Here is a 22959-nt window from a genome sequence, read left to right as displayed (position 1 = left end):
CCGCGCGGGCGGCCCGGCCGGGTCGGTTCAGTGGGCGTCGAGGGCCCGGCGCAGCTCGTCCGCGAGGACGCGCAACCGCTCCCCGCGCATCACCGTGTAGTGGTCGCCGGGCACGTCGACGAGGGCGGCGTCACCGGGGAAGTACTCCATCCAGCGGGACGCCGTCTCGACCGACGCACCGCCGTCCGCCGCCCGCAGCGACAGCACCCGTCCGGCGAAACCGCTCGGCGCGTACCGCAGCAGGGCCCGGTAGTTGCTCTGGAACCGGCCCACGATGGAGCTCAGCGTGTCGAGGTCGATGTCCTCCGACAGCGCCCCCGCCGCACGCGCCTCCGCGTGCAGCACCTCCACCGGCGGACGTCCGTCGAACGCCTCCGCCGGCAGCTCCCACGCCACCCCGGCCAGGCCCGCCAGGTCCCGGGCGAACCAGGACAGCAGCACCTCGTCGGAGACCGGCGCGCCCACGGCCGGCCCGGGCCGCTCCATCAGGTCGACCACGGCGAGCAGCTCGACCTCGGCACCCGCCGCGGTGAGCTGGGCCGCCATCTCCAGGGCGATCACCCCGCCCATGGACCAGCCGCCGAGCCGGTACGGGCCCTCGGGCAGCACCTCACGGACCGCCGTGACGTAGTGGGCGGCCATCTCCTCGACGCTCGGAAGTTCCCGGTCCGGGAGCTGCAGCGCGTAGAACGGCTGATCGTGGCCCAGGAGTTCGGCGAGCTCCGCGTAGCACAGCACGTCCCCGCCGACCGGGTGGACGAACACCAGCGGCGTCCGCCGGCCCGTCGTCCGCACCGGGACGAGCGCCCGCCGGCCCTCCTCGCCGCTGCCGGCCTCCCGGACCGCCTGCGCGAGCAGCTCGATCGTGGGCCGGGCGAACAGGCTGGACAGCGGCAGGCTGCGGCCCAGACCGCGGGCGATCCTGGCCATCAGCCGCACCGCGAGCAGCGAGTCCCCGCCGAGGTCGAAGAAGCTCGCGGTCACCCCGATCTCGGCCACCCCGAAGAACTCCGCCCAGATCTCGGCGAGCCGGCGTTCCACCTCGTCGCGGGGGGCGACGAAGCCGGCGCCCTCGGCGGCGACCTCGTCGGGCGCGGGCAGCGCCGCCCGGTTCACCTTCCCGTTGTCGCTCAGGGGCAGCTCGTCCAGGACCAGGATCCGCTGCGGCACCAGGTGCTGCGGCACCACCTTGCGCAGCGCGTCGGTGATCCGCTGCTCGGAGTCGTCCCGCCCCTCGTCGAGGACGACGTACGCGATCAGCCGCTTGGGGCCGTGCTGCTCGCCCGCCGCGACCACCGCGGCCGCCCGCACGCCCTCGCACTGGGTCAGCGCGGCCTCCACCTCGCCCAGTTCGATCCGGTAGCCCTGGATCTTGACCTGGGAGTCCTGCCGGCCGAGGAACTCGATGGCGCCGTCCGGCAGGAAGCGCCCCAGGTCGCCGGTGCGGTAGAGCCGTTCACCGGTGACCGGGTGGTGCAGGAACGCGGCGGCGGTCTTCGCCTCGTCGTTGAGGTACCCGCGGGCCAGGCCGACGCCGGCGATGTAGAGGTCGCCGGGGACCCACACCGGGCAGGGGCGCAGGGCGGCGTCCAGCACATGGAAACGCTGGTTCCGCATGGCCTTGCCGTAGGGGATGCTCACGCAGTCCTCGGCGACCTCCCCGATCGGGTGCAGGATCGACCAGATCGATGCCTCGGTGGCGCCGCCCAGGCTCCACAGCTCGGCGTCCTCCAGGAGCAGCCGGATCCGGCCCGGCAGCGTCACCGGGATCCAGTCCCCGCTCATCATGACCAGTCGCAGCGGCAGCCCGGAGAGCCGGTTCGCCAGGGCGTGCTCGGTGAACATCTCCATGAGCGCGGGCACGCTGTTCCAGATCGTCACCCCGTGCTCGGTGACGAGCTCCGCCCAGCGCGCGGGCTCGCGGTGCGCGGACGGCTCCGGCAGGACGAGGGCGCCGCCCGCCGACAGCAGGCCGAAGACGTCGTAGACGGACAGGTCGAAGTGCATCGCGGACAGTCCGAGGGCGCGGTCCGCCGCGGTGACCCGATAGCGCTCGTTGACGTCGACGATCGTGTTCAGGGCCGCGCCGTGCTCGATCATCACGCCCTTGGGCAGTCCCGTGGATCCCGACGTGAAGATCACATAGGCGAGGTCCGTGGGCGCGGCGCCGGACGGCCCCAGCGGGTCCGCCCCGCCGCCGGCCGCCGCGTCGGGCTCGTCGACCCGCACCACCGTCCTGGCCACGTCCCGCGGCCAGTCTGCGACCTCGTCCACCCACGGCTGGGTCACCACCTGCGATATCCCGGCACTGTCGAGCAGCACGTGCAGCCGCTCCGCGGGCACCCGGGCGTCGATCGGCACGTACGCCGCACCGGCCCGCAGGATGCCGAGGGCGGCCACGACCTGCTCCCAGCCCTTGTCCATGACGATCGCCACCAGGTCGCCGGGGCCGGCCCCCCGGTCCCGCAGCCGCCGTCCGACCTCGGCGGACCTGCGCTCCAGGTCCCCGTACGTCAGGGTCAGCGAGCCCGTGACGACCGCGGGCGCGTCGGGCGTCTCCGCCGCTCGGGCGAGCACGGCGTCGTGCAGCAGCCCGCCGGGCACCGGCCCGTCGGTGGCGTTGGCCTCGGCCCGTACCTCCAGGTCGGCGACCGGGGCGAGGGCGGGCCGGGGGCGCCGCCAGGCCGCCTGGTCGCGGGACAGCTCGCGCAGCATCCGCTGGTACGCCGCGAACATCGCGTCGACGCAGCCCGCCGGGAACAGCTCCTCGATCACGTCCCAGTTCAGCAGCAGCTCGCCGGCCTCCTCGACCGCCTGGTGGTCGAGCCACACCTGCGGGGTGCGGACCGAGCTGCTCACCTGCCGGCCGTTCTCACCGATCCCGGCGAGGTGCCGCACGACCCCGCCACGCTCGCCGTCCTGCTGTCCCTCCATGTTCACCAGGCTGGTGAAGACGACCGGGGCGGCGGCCCGCATCGACGCGCCGCGGGCCCGGTTCAGCTCCCGGAGCACCTGCACACCGCTGACCTGGCTGTGCTCCATGTCGCTCCACAGCCGGCGCTGGACGTCCGCGGCCCGGGTGGCGAAGGCGTCGGTCGCCGAGTCGCGGATCTCCAGCATCAGGGTCGTCGAGAACTGCCCGACGACGTCGCCGACCTGCGGGTGCAGCGGCAGCCGGTTGAAGTAGAGCAGGTTCAGGCAGAAGTCCGGCGTGGCACTCCACTCCGCGACGACCTGCGCGTACGCGGTGCACAGGGCCGCCGAGGGGCTGACCCCGGCCGCGGCCGCGTGCTGCTTGAACCGGTCCCAGTCCGCCCGTTCCAGCGTCGCGCCGCGGTGGGTGAACACCGGCCGCTCCAGGCTCGACGGACTCACGGCCAGCGGGAGCTGGGGAGCCGGCGGCAGCGTGTCGAGCCGGTCCCGCCAGTAGGCGAGGGCCCGGTCGTACTCGGGGCCGCTCTCCAGTGCCCGGGCCTCCCGCACGTAGTCCCGGTAGCGCAGGCGCAGTTCGGGCAGCGTCTCGCCGCGGTAGTGCGCGGCCCACTCCTTGAACAGGATCGACGTGCTGAACCCGTCGATGATCAGGGCGTCGAAGCCGGCGTGCAGCCGGATCACCCGGTCGTCGATCCGGGTCACCCGCACGTCGAACAGCGGCCAGCTCGCGGTGTCGAAGACCTGGTGCCGCATCTCCTCGTGGACCGCGACCAGTTCGGCCTCTCGCTCGGCCGGCTCCAGCGCGGAGGTGTCGGTCTCGCGGATCACGTAACCGGGGACCGTGCGCCGGATGCGCTGCTCGCCGTCGGCGGTGAAGACCGCCCGCAGCATGTCGTGCCGCTCGATCATCGCCCGGAAGGACGCGCCGAGCCGGTCCAGGTCCACGTTCTCCAGGTCGATCTCGATCTGGAAGTAGGTGGAGGTGTTGCCCAGTTCGAAGGCGTCGCCGCGACCCACGAGGTACGCCTGCTGGAGATCCGTCAGGCCGAACGGCCGGTACCGCTCGGCGTCCTCGTCCACGGGGGCGTCCGGTCCGCCGGGCCGCCCCTCCTCCTCCGTGTCCTCCCGGACCCCGGCGTCGGCACCGAGGGCGGTCAGGACGTCACCGGCGATGTCGTCGGTGCTGCGGCCGTCGAGGAACGCCGACATCGGCAGCAGGACCTCGAACTCCTTGTTCAGCGCGGTCCTGATCTTCATCGCGATCAGCGAGTCCAGGCCGAGAGCCTGCAGCGACTGCCGGGCGTCGAGCCGGGCCGCCGTCGTCCCGAGGGACCGGGCGACGGTACGGACCACCAGGGCCCGCACCGCGTCGGGCGACCCCGCGGCCTCCGGCGGCGGGGCGATGACGGTCGCGGCACGCGGCGGCGCCGCGGGCTCCGGGGCGGGCGTCCGCACGGCGGCGGGCGCCTGCCGCACCGCCGCGGCCGGCTCGGCCGCCGTCTCCGAACGGGGCGGCGCGGCGACGAACCGGACGCCGTCGGCCTCGGCCACCAGCCGGCCGTTCGCGGCGACGAGCCGGATGCGCGCCCGCGTACCGCCGTCGAACAGTTCGGCGTGACATCGGAGCCCGTCCTGGTGCCCGCCGCGGTCGTAGTGGACGAACCGTTCGAGGCCGGCCGGCACGAGGGCCGGGCCGTCCGCCGGGAAGCAGGCCAGGGCGGTCTGGAACATCGCGTCGACGAGCCCGGGGTGGAGCACGTACGGATCCGTCTCCGCGGGCGAGGCGGGCCGGATCCCGGCGGTGGCCTCGCCCCGGCCGAGCGTGATCCGCTCCACCCAGCGCACGGCCGACCCCAGGTACAGGCCGCGCTGCCACAGCAGCCGGTACAGCTCCTCACCGGTCAGCTCGCGCCCCGACCCGCCGGCGGCGAGCGCCACCGCCGGCGCGGCGGCGGCACCCGAACGGGCCGCGGCCCGCGCGTACAGCTGCCAGGCACCGGACGCGTCCTGGGCGTGGTAGTCGCACCGGGTGCCGTTCACGACGAGGTGCGCCGCGCGCCCCGCACCGGCCGGCGCGAGCGCCAGATCGGCCGGGAGCTCCAGGTCCTCGACCGACACCGGGCCCGGTCCGGCGAGCTCGGTGACCGCCTCGATCAGCGACTCGACGAGCACGCCGGCACTGACCACCGGACGGCCGCCGACCACGAACTCGGCCAGGCAGGGATGCGCCGACGGGTCGAGTGCCGGGGCGAACTGCGCCTCGGCGAGCGGCGACGACGGCAGCCGCGCGCCCAGCAGACTCCCCGCGGCGGCGGCACTCACCGCCGGCTCGGGAGCAGCGGTGCGCACCGAGGGGGCTTCCGGCCGGAGCCAGAAGTGCTGGTGCTGGAAGGGATACGGGGGGAGGGGCGTCGGCCCGGTGCGGTACGGGTGGAGGAGCGCCTGCCAGTCGACGGAGGCGCCGTGGGTCCATGCTTCGGCGGCGGCGTGGAGGAAGCGCTGATGGGTGCCGTCGTCGCGGTGGAGGGTGCCGAGGGCGGTGCTCCTGTCGGTGCGGCCCTCGGCGAGGGTCTCGGCGATTCCCGAGGTGAGGACGGGGTGCGGGCTGACCTCGATGAAGAGGGTGTCGGGTGTGGTGAGTCCGTTCACCGTCTCGGAGAGGCGGACGGTGCTGCGGAGGTTCTGGAACCAGTAGTCGGCGGTGAGCCGGGTGGTGTCGAGCGCGCCCGCGGTCACCGTCGAGTGGAAGGCGATGGCGGCGGGTCGGGGGGCGATGCCCTGGAGCCGGACGGTCAGGGTGTCCTGGATCTGGTCGACGTGGGGCGAGTGGGAGGCGTAGTCGACGGGGATGCGGCGGGCCCAGGTCCCGTCGGATTCGCAGCGCGCGAGGAGTTCGTCGAGGGCCCCAGTGCGTCCGGCGACGACGGTGGAGCGCGGGCCGTTCACGGCGGCGACGGTGAGGTCGGGCCGGTCGGAGAGGAGCTGCCGGGTCTCGTCCTCGGCGAGGTTGAGCCAGGCCATGCCGCCGTCTCCGGAGAGGGCGGTGAGGGCTTGGGAGCGGAGGGCGACGACGCGGGCGCCGTCGTCGAGGGTGAGGGCGCCGGCGACGACGGCGGCGGCTATCTCGCCCTGGGAGTGGCCGACGACGGCGGTGGGGTCGATGCCGCAGGAGCGCCAGAGGGCGGCGAGGGCGACCATCATGGCCCAGGAGGCGGGCTGGACGACGTCGACCCGGTCGAGGGAGGGCGCGTCGGGGTGGTTGCGGAGGACGTCGGTGAGGGACCAGTCGACGTAGGGCGCGAGGGCGGTCTCGCAGTCGGCGACGGCCCGGGCGAAGACGGGTGAGGTGTCGAGGAGTCCGGCCGCCATGCCGGCCCACTGCGATCCCTGCCCGGGGAACACGAACACCACGGGACCACCCGGAGTCCGGCCCGGCTTCGCACCGGTGACGGCCGCCGTGACCGGCTCGGTCTCGCCGGAGGCCAGTGCGTCGAGCCCGGCGAGGAGGCCGTCGAGGCCCTCGGTTCCCGGGACGGCGGCGCGGGACTCGAAGGCGGAGCGCCGCGTGGCCAGGGAGAACGCCACGTCGGCGGGCCGGATCCCGGGCCTGGCGCGTACGAACGCCGCGAGACGGCCCGCGGTCTCCGCGAGCGCGTCGGCGGAGCGCGCCGACAGGACCCACGGCAGGGCGCCCTCGGGACGCTCGGTCGCCTCCGCGGAGACCGGTTCGGTGGTGGGGGCTTCGGCGAGGATGACGTGGGCGTTGGTGCCGCTGATGCCGAAGGAGGAGACGCCGGCGCGGCGGACCCTGCCCTCGGTGGTGGGCCAGGGGCGGGGTTCGGTGAGGACCTCGACGCCGCCGGACTCCCAGTCGACGAGCTCGCTGGGCTTGCCGACGTGGAGAGAGGCCGGCACTTCGCCGTGCTGGAGGGCCATGACCATTTTGATGACGCCGCCGACGCCTGCGGCGGCTTGGGCGTGGCCGAGGTTGGATTTGAGGGAGCCGAGCATGAGGGGTCGGTTGGTGTCGCGTTGGTGGCCGTAGGTGGCGAGGAGTGCTTGGGCTTCGATGGGGTCGCCGAGGACGGTGCCGGTGCCGTGGGCTTCGACGGCGTCGACGTCGGTGAGGGTGATGCCGGCGTCGGTTGCCGCGGCGCGGATGACGCGTTCCTGTGCGGGTCCGCTGGGGGCGGTGAGTCCGTTGGAGGCGCCGTCCTGGTTGACGGCGGTCCCGGCGACGACGGCGAGGACGTCGTGTCCGAGTCGGCGCGCGTCGGAGAGTCGTTCGACGACGAGGACGCCGACGCCCTCTGCCCATGCCGTGCCGTCCGCGTCGGCCGAGAACGACTTGCAGCGTCCGTCGGCCGCGAGGCCCCGCTGACGCGAGAACTCGATGAACGTGTGCGGCGTGGACATCACCGCGGCGCCGCCGGCGAGGGCGAGGGAGCACTCACCGGACCGCAGGGCCCGCACCGCCAGGTGCAGGGCGACGAGCGACGACGAGCACGCGGTGTCCACCGTCAGGGCCTGACCCTGCAGACCCAGGGTGTAGGCCACCCGTCCCGAGGCTACACTGCCGGCCGTACCGGTCAGGAAATGGCCCTCGGCCTCCTCGGGAAGCCGGCCGCCGCCGTAGTCGTGGTACATCACCCCGGCGAACACACCGGTGTCGCTGCCGTGCAGCGTGCCCGGCTCGATCCCCGCCCGTTCCAGGGCCTCCCACGACACTTCGAGGAGCAGCCGCTGCTGCGGGTCCATCGCCAGCGCCTCGCGCGGCGAGATGCCGAAGAACGCCGGGTCGAACTCGCCCGCGTCGTGCAGGAATCCGCCCTGCCGCACGTACGAGGTGCCCGCGTGGTCCGGGTCCGGGTGATAGAGCGCGTCGAGGTCCCAGCCCCGGTCCGTCGGGAAGTCCGAGACCACGTCGCGCTGTTCGGCGACGACCTGCCACAGGCCCTCGGGCGAGTCCACCCCGCCGGGGAAGCGGCAGCCCATGCCGACGATCACGATCGGATCGTCGTCGGTCCGCGGGGCGGCCGCCGGTACGGGCTCCGGGGCGGCGCTCTCCGCCCGCTCCCGCGCGAGGGCCAGCGTGAAGTCGACGACGGCGGACGGCGTCGGGTGGTCGAAGACGAGGGTGGCGGGAAGGCGCAGTCCCGTCGCCGAGTTGAGGCGGTTCCGCAGCTGTACGGCGAGCAGTGAGTCGACCCCGAAGCCCTTGAACGGCAGGTGGGGGTCGATCCCGTCCGCCGAGTCGCGGCCGACGACCGCGGCGAGCTGGGCGCCCACGAGGTCGAGCAGCAGACGGCGGCCCTCCTCCTCGGACAGCCGGCCGAGCTTCCGGCGCAGACCGGACTCGCCGGAGCGCCGCCGGGGGACCCGTACCAGCGCGCGCAGCACCGGGGACAGGGTGCCGTCGAGGGCGTCGGACCGCAGGGCCGCCGGGTCCAGGCGGGCCGGTACGAGCATCGCCGCACCGTCGCCGAGCGCCCGGTCGAGGAGGGCGAGGCCCTGCTCCGTGGAGAGTGGGGCGATGCCGCGGGTCGAGAGGCTGCTCTCGTCCAAGTGACCGGTGAGACCCGTGCGTTCGGCCCACAGGCCCCAGGCGAGCGAGGTCGCGGCGAGCCCGGCGGCCCGGCGGCGGGCGGCGAGGGCGTCGAGGAAGACGTTGCCGGCGGCGTAGTTGGCCTGCCCCGGATTCCCGAGGACGCCCGCCACCGAGGAGAAGAGGACGAACGCGGCGAGGTCCTGCTCCGCGGTGAGTTCGTCGAGGAGTGCCGCGGCGTCCACCTTGGGACGCAGCACGGCGGCGAGCCGGTCCGGGGTCAGCGACTCCACCACCCCGTCGTCGAGCAGGCCGGCGGTGTGGACGACGGCGGTGAGCCGCACGCCGTCGAGGAGGCGCGCGAGCGCCTCGCGGTCGGCGGTGTCGCAGGCGGCGAGGGTGACCTCGGCGCCCGAGGCGGTCAGTTCGGCGGCCAGTTCCGCGGCGCCCGGTGCGTCGACGCCGCGGCGGCTGACCAGGAGGAGGCGGCGGGCACCGTGCTCGGCGACCAGATGGCGGGCGACCGAGGCGCCGAGGACGCCGGTTCCGCCGGTGACGAGCACGGAGCCGTCCGGGTCGAGCGGGACGGCGACCGGAGCGGCGGGGGCGTGCCGGACGAGTCGCGGGGCCAGGAGCGTGCCGGCCCGCAGGGCGAGCTGCGGTTCGGCGAGGACCGCACCGGGAACGTCGGCGACGTCGTACGCGGACTCCGGGTCGGTGTCCAGCAGCGCGAAGCGGTCGGGGTGTTCGGACTGGGCTGTCCGGACCAGCCCCCATACGGTGGCCTGGGCGGGGTGCGTGACGTCGGGGCCGGCGGCGCCCTCGGTCAGCACCAGCAGCCGGGAGCCCGCGAAGCGGGCGTCGGCCAGCCAGCCCTGCACCAGGTCGAGTGCCCAGCCCGCCGCGCGGTGCGCGGCACCGGCGAGGCCGGCCCCCGTGCTGTCGGAGTCCTGCGGCGAGCCCGGACATCGTACGGCGACGATCTGCGGAACGGGATCCGGCACCTCGGCCAGCGCGGTGACCGGACGGACGTCGACGGGCGTCGCCACGGCCGTCACCGGCTGCCACTCCAGGCGGAACAGCGCGTCGGCGCCGTGTCCGGCCACCGGACCGGCGGTGAACGGCCGCATCGTGACCGACTCCGCGGAGAGCACCGGGCGGCCCGCGCCGTCGGTGACGCGCAGGCTCACCCCTTCCTCGCCCCGGGGGGCGAGCCACACCCGCAGCGCGTCCGCGCCCTCGGCGAGGCGGGTGACGCCGGACCAGGAGAAGGGCAGGACCGTGCCGCCGTCCTCGCGCAGCAGGCCGACGGCGTGCAGGGCCGCGTCGAGCAGGGCCGGGTGGACCCCGAAGGACGCGGCGTCGAGCTCGGCGGGCAGGGCCACCTCGGCGAAGACGTCGCGGCCGGCCCGCCAGGCGGCGCGGAGGCCCTGGAAGGCGGGCCCGTAGTCGTAGCCCGCCTCCGCCAGGGTGTCGTAGCGGGTCTCGACGTCGATCTCGCGGGCGCCGGGAGGCGGCCACGCGGCGAGGTCGAAGTCCGTCGCCTCGTCGTCGGTGTCGAGCAGCGCCGCGGCGTGCCGCGTCCACGGGATCCCGGGGTCCGCGTCCTGCGCCCGGGAGTGCACGGCCAGCTCCCGCTGCCCGTCCGCGTTCGGCGGCTCGACGGTCACCCGGAGCTGCACGGCCTCGTCGGCCGCCAGCACCAGGGGCGTCTGCAGGGTCAGTTCGGAGAGCCGCCGCCATCCCATGCGGGCGCCCACGGCCATCGAGAGTTCCAGGAAGGCGGTGCCGGGCAGCAGCACCGTGCCGTGCACGGCGTGGTCGGCGAGCCACGGCTGGGTGTCGAGGCCGAGCCGCCCCGTGTACACCAGCCGGTCCTCCTCGACGAGCTCGACCACCGCGCCGAGCAGCGGGTGCCCGGCCGGGTTCAGGCCGAGCCCGCGGGCGTCCGTCGCGGCCGGTTCGGGCTGGAGCCAGTAGTGCTGGTGCTGGAAGGGGTACGGGGGGAGCGCGACGGTCCGGGCCCGGTAGGGCCGCAGGAGCGAGGGCCAGTCGACGGCGGCGCCGTGGGTCCACGCCTCGGCGGCCGAGTGGACGAACCGTTCGAAGCCACCGGCGTTGCGGTGGAGGGTGCCGACGGCGGCTCCGGCGTCGGCGAGGGTCTCGGTGATCCCGGAGACGAGGACGGGGTGGGCGCTGACCTCGATGAAGACGACGTCGGGAGCGGCCAGTCGGGCGACGACCTCGGCGAGGCGGACCTTGCTGCGCAGGTTGCGGAACCAGTAGGCGGCGTCGAGTTCGGCGGTGTCGAGGACACCGCCGGTCACGGTGGAGTGGAAGGAGACGGAGCCCGATCGCGGGGCGACGCCCTTCAGTTCGTCGGCGAGGACGCCCCGGATCTCGTCGACGTGGGCCGAGTGGGAGGCGTAGTCGACGGGGATGCGACGGGCCCAGGTCCCGTCGGATTCGCAGCGCGCGAGGAGTTCGTCGAGTGCTTCGGGCCGGCCGGCGACGACGGTGGAGGAGGGGCCGTTGACGGCGGCGACGGAGAGCTGTCCCTGCCAGGCGGTGAGGAGGTCCTCGACCTGGGCCTCGGGGACGCCCAGCCACGCCATGCCGCCGCCTCCGGAGAGGACGCGCAGGGCTTGGGAGCGGAGGGCGACGACGCGGGCGCCGTCGTCGAGGGTGAGGCCTCCGGCGACGACGGCGGCTGCGATCTCGCCCTGGGAGTGGCCGACGACGGCGGTGGGGTCGATGCCGCTGGAGCGCCAGAGGGCGGCGAGGGCGACCATCATGGCCCAGGAGGCGGGCTGGACGACGTCGACCCGGTCGAGGGAGGGCGCGTCGGGGTGGTTGCGGAGGACGTCGGTGAGGGACCAGTCGACGTAGGGCGCGAGGGCGGTCTCGCAGTCGGCGACGGCCCGGGCGAAGACGGGTGAGGCGTCGAGGAGTCCGACCGCCATGCCGGCCCACTGCGATCCCTGCCCGGGGAACACGAACACGACGCGCGACGAGGACACGCCGTTCTCGCCGTCGACCTCGCGCGAGGCGAGTGCGTCGAGACCGGCGAGGAGCCCGTCCCTGCCGTCGACTCCGGGGATCACGGCCCGGGACTCGAAAGCGGACCGCTTGGCCGCCAGCGAGAACGCCACATCGGCCAGGCTGAGCCCGGGCCGTGACCGGACGTACGCGGCCAGCCGGCCGGCGGCCTCGGCCAGCGCCTCACCCGAGCGCGCCGACAGCGTCCACGGCAGGGCCGCACCGTCCAGCCCGTCCGCGCCGCCGGTCGTCTCGTCCTCGGCGTCGGGTTCGGTGGTGGGGGCTTCGGCGAGGATGACGTGGGCGTTGGTGCCGCTGATGCCGAAGGAGGAGATGCCGGCGCGGCGGACCCTGTTTTCGGTGGTGGGCCAGGGGCGGGGTGTGGTGAGGACTTCGACGCCGCCGGTTTCCCAGTCGACGAGTTCGCTGGGCTTGCTGACGTTGAGGGTGGCGGGGAGTTGGCCGTGTTGGAGGGCCATGACCATTTTGATGACGCCGCCGACGCCTGCGGCGGCTTGGGCGTGGCCGAGGTTGGATTTGAGGGAGCCGAGCATGAGGGGTCGGTTGGTGTCGCGTTGGTGGCCGTAGGTGGCGAGGAGTGCTTGGGCTTCGATGGGGTCGCCGAGGACGGTTCCGGTGCCGTGGGCTTCGACGGCGTCGACGTCGGTGAGGGTGATGCCGGCGTCGGTTGCCGCGGCGCGGATGACGCGTTCCTGTGCGGGTCCGCTGGGGGCGGTGAGTCCGTTGGAGGCGCCGTCCTGGTTGACGGCGGTGCCGGCGACGACGGCGAGGACGTCGTGTCCGAGTCGGCGCGCGTCGGAGAGTCGTTCGACGACGAGGACGCCGACGCCCTCTGCCCAGGCGGTGCCGTCCGCGTCCGCCGAGAACGACTTGCAGCGTCCGTCGGTGGCGAGGCCCCGCTGACGCGAGAATTCGATGAAGATGCCGGGGGTGGACATGATGGTGACGCCGCCGGCGAGGGCGAGGGTGCATTCGCCGGAGCGGAGGGCTTGGACGGCGAGGTGGAGGGCGACGAGGGAGGAGGAGCAGGCGGTGTCGACGGTGAGTGCGGGGCCTTGGAGGCCGAGGGTGTAGGCGACGCGGCCGGAGGCCACGCTGGCTGTGGTGCCGGTCAGTCCGAACCCGGCCGCACCCGCTGCCGCCTCACCCAACCGCGGACCGTACTCCTGGGCGATCGCACCCAGGAACACCCCCGTGTCGCTGCCGTGGAGCGTGCCGGGCGCGATCCCGGCCCGTTCCAGGGCCTCCCAGGCCACCTCGAGCAGCAGCCGCTGCTGCGGGTCCATCGCCAGCGCCTCACGCGGGGCGATCCCGAAGAACGCCGGATCGAACTCCGCGGCCCCGCTCAGGAACCCGCCGTCGCGCACGTAGGACGTACCGGAGTGGTCCGGGTCCGGGTGGTAGAGCGCGTCCAGGTCCCAGCCCCGGTCCGTCGGCAGCCCGGAGATCACGTCGCGCTGTTCGGCGACGACCTGCCACAGGCCCTCGGGCGAGTCCACCCCGCCGGGGAAGCGGCAGCCCATGCCGACGATCACGATCGGGTCGTTGGCGCCGGCCTCCAGCTCGCGGACCCGCTGGCGGGACTGGTGGAGGTCGACGGTGAGGCGCTTGAGGTACTCGACGAGTTTGTCGTTGTCCGTGGATGTCATGGCGAAGATGCCCCCGTAGGCGTCGTGAAGCTGTGCGTGTGCGCGGGTCCGGGCGCGGCAGGCCCCGGGACGTGCCGGGGCGTGCCGCGCGCGGCGGACAGGAAGGGCGGACCGGGGTCCGGTCCGTGCGGAGCGCAGGTGGAGTCGTGGTGGGAGGGGGAGTGACGATCAGAGTTCGGAGTCGATGAACGCGAGGAGCTCGTCGACCGAGGCCGACTCGACCCGCGCGGCCAGATCCTGTTCGGCGGACCGGGTCCGCTGGGCCGGGACGCGGGCGACCAGGGCCTGGAGCCGCTGGACGATCTCGTCCCGGACGTCGTCCCGGGTGTCCACCGGAAGATCGGCCAGGGCCGCTTCGAGACCGTCGAGTGCGACCAGACCCGGCACGGCGTCCGGATCGGCCGAGGTGACGGGGTCCGGTTCGGCCGGGGCGAGTTCGGTGAGCAGCCGGGCCACGACGGCCGTCGGCGTGGGGTGGTTGAAGAGGAAGGTGGCGGGCAGCCGCAGATCGGCGCTGGTCTGCAGCCTGTTGCGCAGCTCCACGAGCGTCAGCGAGTCGCAGCCCAGGTCCTTGAAGGACCGGTCGGCGGGAATGCCGGACGCGGAGGAGCGGCCGAGCACCGCGGCGGCCTGCGCCCGGACGAGGTCCAGGAGCAGTTCCTCCCGCTCGGCCCGCCCCAGGGGGGAGAGCCGGTCGCGGAGGGTCGCGGTCGTGGGGGCCGGGGCGGCGGCCGCCGCCTCGGAGGGGCGCGGTGCGGTCGGAGCCAGCTCCCGCAGCACGGCCGGCAGCCGGTCGCCCAGCGTGCCGAGGGCGGCCCGGTCGAGCGGAGCCGGTACGAGCGCGGCGGCGTCCAGGCGCAGTGCCGCGTCCAGCAGGGCCAGGCCCTCGGCCCGGTCGATGGGAGCGAGCCCCGTGCGGGCGAGCCGGCTCCGGTCGGCCTCGGACAGCGAGCCCGCCATGCCGGCGGCTCCCGGTCGTCCCGCGGTGTCCGCCCACATGCCCCAGGCCAGGGACAGTGCGGGAAGGCGCCGGGCCCTGCGGTACTGGGCCAGGGCGTCGAGGTAGGCGTTGGCCGCGGCGTAGTTGCCCTGGCCGGCGCCTCCGAGGACCCCCATGACGGAGGAGAAGAGGACGAAGGCCGCGAGGTCCTGGTCGGCGGTCAGCTCGTGCAGGTTGCGGGCCGCGGTCGCCTTCGCCGCGAGGACGGTGTCCAGGCGGTCCGGGGTGAGTGCGGTGATCACCCCGTCGTCGAGCACGCCCGCCGCGTGGACGACGGCGGTGAGTCGCACGCCGTCGAGGAGGCGCGCGAGCGCATCGCGGTCGGCGGTGTCGCAGGCGGCGAGGGTGACCTCGGCGCCCGAGGCGGTCAGTTCGGCGGCCAGTTCCGCGGCGCCCGGTGCGTCGGCGCCGCGGCGGCTGACCAGGAGCAGGCGGCGGGCGCCGTGCTCGCCGACCAGGTGCCGGGCGACGAGCCCGCCCAGCGCGCCGGTGGCGCCGGTGACGAGCACGGTGCCGTCCGGGTCGAGGGCCGGGGGCAGGGTGAGGACCACCTTGCCGATGTGGCGTGCCTGGCTGACGTGGCGGAACGCCTCCGGGGCCCGGCGGACGTCCCAGGTGCTCAGCGGCAGCGGCGCGAGCGCGCCCGACGACAGCAGCGCGAGGACGTCCGTGAGGAGGGCGGCGATGCGGTCGGTCGGCTCCTGCAACAGGTCGAAGAAGCCGTAGGCCACGCCCGGGTGATCGGCGGCGACCCGCGCCGGATCGCGCAGGTCGGTCTTGCCCATCTCCACGAAGCGGCCGCCGCCGGGCAGCAGCCGCAGGGAGGCGTCGACGAACTCGCCGGCGAGCGAGTTCAGTACGACGTCCATGCCGCGGCCCCCGGTGGCCGCGGCGAACGCGGACTCGAAGTCCAGGGTGCGGGACGACGCCAGGTGCGAGCCCTCCAGACCCAGCGGCCGCAGGGCGTCCCACTTGCCGGGCCCCGCCGTGCCGTACACCTCCGCCCCGAGGTGCCGGGCGAGCTGGACGGCGGCCATCCCGACGCCGCCCGCGGCGGCGTGGATCAGGACGCGCTCGCCCGCGGACAGCCCCGCGAGGTCCACCAGGGCGTGGTAGGCGGTGAGGAACACGATGGGCGCGGACGCCGCCTGCGCGAACGTCCAGTCGGCGGGCATGGCGGCGACCCGCCGGTGGTCGGCGACGACGACCGGGCCGAACGCCCCGGAGAACAGGCCCATGACCCGGTCGCCGACGCCGAGGCCGGTGACACCGGGGCCGACCTCGGTGACCACGCCGGCCCCTTCGAGGCCGAGCAGACCGGGGTCGCCCGGGTAGAGGCCCAGCGTGTTCAGGACGTCGCGGAAGTTGACGCCGGCGGCGCGCACGGCGATGCGCACCTCGCCGTCGGCCAGCGGAGCCAGTGCCTCCGGGCAGGGTTCGAGCGCCAGGTGGTCCAGGGTCCCGCGCTCGCGGATCCCGAGCCGCCAGGCGGTGCTCCCGGCCGGGGGCACCAGCGTGGCGCCCACCGTCGCCCGGCCCAGCATCGGCACCAGCGACTCGCCCTGACGCAAAGCGAGTTGCGGCTCGCCCGCCAGGAGCGGCAGTGCGGTACGGCAGTCCGCGAGCGACTCCACGTCGAGGAGTCCGACGCGTCCGGGGTTCTCGGTCTGCGCCGAGCGGGCCAGACCCCACACGGCGGCGGCGTCGGGGTCCACGTCGGCGTCGGCCGTCGTGGCCACGGCGGACCGGGTGACGAGCACCAGCCGGGAGTCCCCGAGCCGGTCGTCGGCCAGCCACTCCCGGAGCAGGGCCAGTGCCCGGTGCACGGCGGTCGGCCGGCCGAGGGGGATGTCTCCGGCGCCCGCGTCGTCACCGCGGGCGCCGAGGCCGGTGAGCGGCGCGAGGACCACCGAGGGAGCGGGAAGCCCCTCGTCGAGGGCCCGGCCGAGGGCCGCGAGATCGGCGTACGACGCGCCGACGCCCAGGTCCGCGGAGCCGAGGGCGACGGCCGACGGGACCGCTCCGGGGTCCGCCGCGGCCGGGACCCAGTCCAGCCGGAGCAGGGACCGCGGTACGGCCACCTCGTCGCCGACCGGGCGCAGCACGAGCTCCCCGACCTCGGCGACCACCGCGCGGGACTCGTCGAACAGGGTCAGTGACACCGCGTCCGGTCCGGTGGCGGTGATCACGGCGCGGGCGGCGCGGACGCCGGGCCGGCGCACGGTCACGCCGTGCCAGGAGAACGGCAGCAGACGGCGGTTGCCGTCGTCGAGGGCCGTCATGACGATCGGGTGCAGGGCCGCGTCGAGCAGTGCCGGGTGCAGCCCGTACGACGCGGCGTCGGTCACCGACGGCGGCAGCGCGACCTCGGCGACGAGGTCCCCACCCTGCCGCCACGCGGCACGCAGCCCCTGGAAGACCGGCCCGTAGGCGTATCCGGCGGTGGCCAGCTCGTCGTAGCACCCGTCGACGGCCAGCGGCTCGCCCTCGCCGGGGTACGGGCCCGCCGCGGTCGCGTCGGCGGTGTCGTGCGGGGCGAGCACGCCCGTGGCGTGCAGGGCCCAGGGCTCGACCGCGCCGTCCGGTGTCTCGGCACGGGCGTGCACGGTGACCGCGCGCTGCCCGTCCGCGTCGGGTGCGGCCACGACGACCTGCGCCTCGATGCGGCCCTCCCGGGGCACGACCAGCGGTGCCAGCAGGGTCAGTTCGGCGACCCGTGGCGTCCCGGTGGCCGAGCCCGCGCGGCCTGCGAGTTCGAGGAACGCGGTGCCGGGCAGCAGGACCGCACCGAGGACCGCGTGGTCGGCGAGCCAGGGGTGGGTGCGGCGGCCCAGCCGGGAGGTCAGCACGACCTGCCCGGACGCGGCGAGTTCGACGGCGGGGCCGAGCAGCGGGTGACCGGCCGCCCCCTCGGCGCCGCCCGCGGTCAGCCAGTACCGCTCCCGCTGGAAGGCGTACGTGGGCAGGCCGGGCGTGGGCCCCGGGCCGAACACGGCGTTCCAGTCCGGGCCGCGCCCGCGGACGTGCAGGGTGCCGAGCGCGGCCGCCAGGGTGCGGTCCTCGGCCCGGCCGCGGCGCAGCACGGGCACGAACGCGAGTGCGTCGTCGTCCAGGCAGTCCTGACCCAGGGCCGACAGCACGCCGTCCGGGCCGAGTTCGAGGAAGGTCCGCATCCCGAGGCCGTGCAGCGCCGTCAGCCCGTCGGACATCCGCACTTCCCGGCGGACCTGCCGTACCCAGTAGTCGGCGGTGACCTCGACGGGGCCGCCGGTGACGGTGGACACCATGGTGATGCGGGGCTCCGCGTGGGCGACGCCGGCGGTGACGGCCGCGAACGCGTCGAGCATCCCGTCCATGCGGTGCGAGTGGAAGGCGTGGCTGACCACGAGCCGGCGCGTCTTGCGGCCCGCGGCGGCGAACGCCTCGGCGACCTGCTCGACCGCCTCGACGTCACCGGAGACGACGACGGCCAGGGGGCCGTTGACGGCGGCGACGCTCAGCTCGTGCCCGCGGCCGTCGAGCAGCGGGAGCACCTCCTCCCGCGAGGCCTGCACGGCCAGCATGGCGCCGCCGGCCGGCAGCGCCTGCATGAGTCGCCCGCGCGCGGCGACGAGGGTGCAGGCGTCCGGCAGGGTGAGGATCCCGGCGACGTGGGCGGCGGCGAACTCGCCGATGGAGTGGCCGAGGACGGCGTCCGGGGCCAGGCCCCGGTGTTCGAGCAGCCGGAAGAGCGCCACCTGGAGGGCGAAGAGCGCGCACTGCGTGTTCTCGGTCCGGTTGAGCGCCTCGGCGTCGCCGAACATCACGTCGCGGATGGGCGGTGTCCCGGGCAACGCGCCGCGGCGGGCGTCGAGTTCGGCGCACACCTCGTCGAGGGCAGCGGCGAAGACCGGCTCGCTCGCGTACAACTCGCCTCCCATGCCGACGCGCTGGCTGCCCTGCCCGGTGAACAGGTAGGCGAGCCCGTCGTCGGGGCGGGCCGTGCCGAGGGCCAGGGCGGAGTGCGTCCCGCCGCGGCCGAGCGCGGCCAGTGCCTGGACGGCCTCGGAACGGTCCTCGGCGGTGACGGCCGCCCGGTGGTCCAGTGCCGTACGGGTGGTGGCCAGGGAGCGGCCCAGGTCGCGGACCGACACCTCGGCGGAGGCGCCCAGCGCGTCGGCGAGCGCGGTGGCCTGGGCGCGCAGCGCCGCCTCGGTCCGGCCGGACAGGACCCACAGGGGCGTGCCGTCGTTCCCGGACTCGACACCGGACGCGGCGTCCGGTTCGTCGGCCGGGGCTTCGGCGAGGATGACGTGGGCGTTGGTGCCGCTGATGCCGAAGGAGGAGATGCCGGCGCGGCGGACCCTGTTTTCGGTGGTGGGCCAGGGGCGGGGTGTGGTGAGGACTTCGACGCCGCCGGTTTCCCAGTCGACGAGTTCGCTGGGCTTGCTGACGTTGAGGGTGGCGGGGAGTTGGCCGTGTTGGAGGGCCATGACCATTTTGATGACGCCGCCGACGCCTGCGGCGGCTTGGGCGTGGCCGAGGTTGGATTTGAGGGAGCCGAGCATGAGGGGTCGGTTGGTGTCGCGTTGGTGGCCGTAGGTGGCGAGGAGTGCTTGGGCTTCGATGGGGTCGCCGAGGACGGTTCCGGTGCCGTGGGCTTCGACGGCGTCGACGTCGGTGAGGGTGATGCCGGCGTCGGTTGCCGCGGCGCGGATGACGCGTTCCTGTGCGGGTCCGCTGGGGGCGGTGAGTCCGTTGGAGGCGCCGTCCTGGTTGACGGCGGTGCCGGCGACGACGGCGAGGACGTCGTGTCCGAGTCGGCGGGCGTCGGAGAGTCGTTCGACGACGAGGACGCCGACGCCCTCTGCCCATGCCGTGCCGTCTGCGTCCGCCGAGAACGACTTGCAGCGTCCGTCGGTGGCGAGTCCGCGTTGACGCGAGAATTCGATGAAGATGCCGGGGGTGGACATGATGGTGACGCCGCCGGCGAGGGCGAGGGTGCATTCGCCGGAGCGGAGGGCTTGGACGGCGAGGTGGAGGGCGACGAGGGAGGAGGAGCAGGCGGTGTCGACGGTGAGTGCGGGGCCTTGGAGGCCGAGGGTGTAGGCGACGCGGCCGGAGGCCACGCTGGCTGTGGTGCCGGTCAGTCCGAACCCGGCCGCACCCGCTGCCGCCTCACCCAACCGCGGACCGTACTCCTGGGCCATGACACCGGCGAACACGCCCGCCTGCGTGCCGCGCAGGGAGTCCGGGGCGATCCCCGCCCGCTCCAGGGCCTCCCAGCAGGTCTCCAGGAAGGCGCGCTGCTGCGGGTCCATCGCCAGCGCCTCGCGCGGGGAGATCCCGAACAGCTCGGCGTCGAACTCCGCCGCCCCCGCCAGGAACCCGCCGTCGCGCACATAGGTGGTGCCCACGTGCGCGGGGTCGGGATGGTAGAGCCCGTCGAGGTCCCAGCCCCGGTCCGTCGGGAAGCCCGAGACGACGTCGCGCTGTTCGGCGACGACCTGCCACAGGCCCTCGGGCGAGTCCACCCCGCCGGGGAAGCGGCAGCCCATGCCGACGATCACGATCGGGTCGTCGTCCCGGCCCGCGCGGTCCTCGGAGACCGCGGTGTCGTGCCGGTCCCCGGCCAGCAGGGCGGCCAGGGCGGCGGGGCTGGGGTGGTCGTAGACCACGGTGGTGGGGAGCTTGCGGCCGGTGGCGGCGACGAGGCGGTTGCGCAGCTCGACGACGGTCACCGAGTCGATGCCCAGTTCCTTGAACGTCCGCCGCGGCTCGATCTCGGCGGGCGAGTCGTAGCGGAGCACGGCGGCGGTGTGCGCCCGGACCAGCTCCAGGGCGGCCGGCCCGGTCAGCGTGCGGGCCGCTTCGCCGTCCGAGGCGTCCGGCGTCTCCCCGGCGGCCTCCGGCACGGGCACGCCCGCCGGGGGCGTCGGCGCGGCGCCCGCCGACGGCGGGCGGAGCGGGTCGGACTCGGCCGTGATCCAGTGGCGCCGCCGCTGGAAGGCGTACGTCGGCAGCTCGGCACGGGCGGCGCCGGCGGGCAGGACGGCGGACCAGTCCACGTCCGCGCCGTGGCAGAACGCCTCGCCGAACGCCGACAGGAGCCGCCGCCGGCCGCCCTCGTCGCGGCGCAGGGTGCCGAGCGCGGCGACCGGCAGGTCCGCGGCCTCCGCCGTCTGCTGGACGGCGAGCGCGAGCACGGGATGCGGGCTCATCTCGATGAACAGCTCGTGCCCCGCGTCGAGCAGCCCCCGCACGGCGGGCTCGAACCGCACGGGCTCCCGAAGGTTCCGGTACCAGTAGTCGACGTCCAGCTCGGACCCGTCGAGGACCGTGGCGGTCACCGTCGAGTGCAGCGGTACGACTCCGGTACGCGGTGCGATGCCGGCCAGCTCGGCCGGGAGGGTGTCGCGCACGGCGTCGACGTGCGGGCTGTGCGAGGCGTAGGCGACCGGGACGCGCCGGGTACGGACGTCCTCGCCGTACCGGGCGGCCAGGGCGTCCAGTGCGGCACCGTCGCCCGCGACCACGGTCATGCCGGGGGAGTTGACGGCGGCGACGCTCAACCCCGGGTGTCCCACCAGGTCTTCGCGCACCCGGTCGGCGGGCAGCGAGACGGTCAGCATGCCGCCGCCGCGTCCGGCCAGCGCGCCGAGCGCCGCGCTCCGCACGGCGACCAGGCGGGCCGCGTCGTCGAGGGTGAGGGCGCCGCTGACGGTGGCCGCCGCGATCTCGCCCTGCGAGTGGCCGACGACCGCGGCCGGTTCGACCCCCGCCGCGCGCCACAGCGCGGCCAGAGCGACCATCACCGCCCAGAGGGCCGGCTGGACGACGTCGTCGCGGTCGAGGGCGGGTGCGCCGGGGCGGCCGCGCAGCACATCGGTGAGCGACCAGTCCCGGTACGGGTTCAGCGCCCGCTCGCAGTCCTCGACGACCCGGGCGAAGACGGGTGCGGTGTCGAGGAGTTCGGCGGCCATGCCTGCCCACTGCGAGCCCTGGCCGGGGAAGACGAACACGGCCCGGCGGACGGCCTCGTGGCTGCTTCCGGCCACCGCCCCGCGGTGCACGCCCGCGTCGGCGACCGCGTCCACGGCGGCCAGGAGTTCGTCGCGGCCGGAGCCGACCAGGACGGCCCGGTGGCCGAAGACGGTGCGGTGGTGCGCGAGGGAACGGGCGATATCGGCCGCGCCGAGATCGGGGTGTGCGGCGAGAAAGGCGCGTAAGCGGTCCGCCTGCGCCCGGAGCGCCTTGTCGGTCCGTCCGGAAAGGACCCAGGCGAGCGGCTCGGAAGACCCGGAAGAATCAGAACCGGCCGGTGATTTCGGCTGCTGTGGCGCGATACCGACGGTCGCCGCGTCGTTCTCCGGCCGCGATCCGAGTACCAGGTGGCAGTTGGTCCCGCCCATTCCGATGGAGGTCACACCGGCGATCAGGGGGCCGTCGGGATGCGGCCAGGGGCCGGTTTCCGTCGCGGCGGCGATCCGGAGATCGGCGAAAGGGATCTGCGGATGGGGTGTCTCGAAGTTGAGGGTCGGGACGAGCTCCCGCGCGGAGAGGCAGAGAATCGTCTTGACGAGGCCCGCGATACCCGATGCGCCTTCGAGGTGACCGATATTGGTCTTGACGGACCCGAGCCTGAGGGGATTCTCCGGAGAGCGGGAGGAGGCGAAAACGGCGCCCAGAGCAGCTGCTTCGATGGGGTCGCCGACCCGTGTGCCCGATCCGTGTATTTCTACGTACTGTGCTTGTTCCAGCGGTATTCGCGCATTGTCCCAGGCATCGCGTATCACGCTTTCCTGGGCTTTTCCGTTGGGAGTGGGGAGCGTGTCGCTCGCGCCGTCGCTGCCGACGGCACCGCCGTGCAGCACGCAGTGGATGCGATCCCCGTCGGCCAGGGCCCGGCTGAGGAGTTTCAGTGCCACCACCCCGCCGCCCTCGCCCCGCACGTACCCGTTCGCCCGGGCGTCCAAGGTGTGACATCGCCCGTCGGGCGAGAGGCTGCCGAAGGCGGCCAGGGCGTGCGTGCTCTCCGGCGCGAGGTTGAGGTTGACGCCGCCGGCGAGGGCCACGACGGACTCGCCGCGGCGCAGACTCTCGCAGGCCAGATGCACTGCGACCAGCGCGGACGACTGCGCGGTGTCGACGACCATGCTCGGTCCGCGGAGCCCCAGGACGTACGAGACCCGGTTGGCGATGATGCCCCGGTGGAGTCCCGTCACGGTGTGCGCCGAGGTGGCTGCGGGGCCGGCGGCGCGGGTCACGGCCGTGTAGTCGTCGGCGATCGCGCCCATGAAGACGCCTGTGGCGGTGTCGGCGAGATCGGCCGGGACGATGCCGGAGTCCTCCAGGGCCTCCCAGGCCAGTTCGAGGACGAGGCGCTGCTGCGGATCCATCGCGGCCGCTTCACGCGGAGAAATGCCGAAGAAATCCGCATCGAACGCATCCACCCGGGGCAGGAATCCACCGGGGCGCGGGGACCCGTCGCCGAGGAAGGCGAGATGTGCGCGATCGGCGGGCGGCGCGGCAATGGCGTCGCGGCCGTTCCTGAGGAGGTCCCAGAATTCGGCGGGGTTCGCCCCGCCGGGAAAGCGGCAGGAAAGTCCGACGACGGCGACCGTCCGGTCGTCGATCCCGCCCGGCACCTGCTGCGACGGTCTTTCCTGGACCGTCGGCTCCTGGTTCTCCGCCGCACCGCCGGAAGATCCTCGTACCGCGCTGTGTGATGGCGTTGCTGCCGCCTGAATTTGGGCATGGCGGATCATGATGTTGTTGCTCCCCCCGTGAAG

The 22959-nt window shown here is 74.6% G+C and carries 2 protein-coding genes; both read right to left on the bottom strand.

Going from position 1 to position 22959, the window contains the following annotated elements:
* Positions 1-27: 27 nt before the first annotated feature.
* Complete coding sequence (locus tag ACY0MR_RS08050) at positions 28-13188, bottom strand: amino acid adenylation domain-containing protein (RefSeq protein ID WP_473559980.1); 13161 nt, start codon at positions 13186-13188, stop codon at positions 28-30.
* A gap of 168 nt (positions 13189-13356) precedes the next feature.
* Positions 13357-22815: a type I polyketide synthase gene (locus tag ACY0MR_RS08045; RefSeq protein ID WP_473559978.1), complete on the bottom strand. Its 9459-nt coding sequence runs from the start codon at positions 22813-22815 to the stop codon at positions 13357-13359.
* Positions 22816-22959 lie beyond the last annotated feature (144 nt).

The sequence above is a fragment of the Streptomyces sp. JN8 genome (assembly GCF_055808075.1).
The sequence above is the reverse complement of the archived record's forward strand: the minus strand, read 5'-3'. Positions and strand labels throughout refer to the sequence as shown.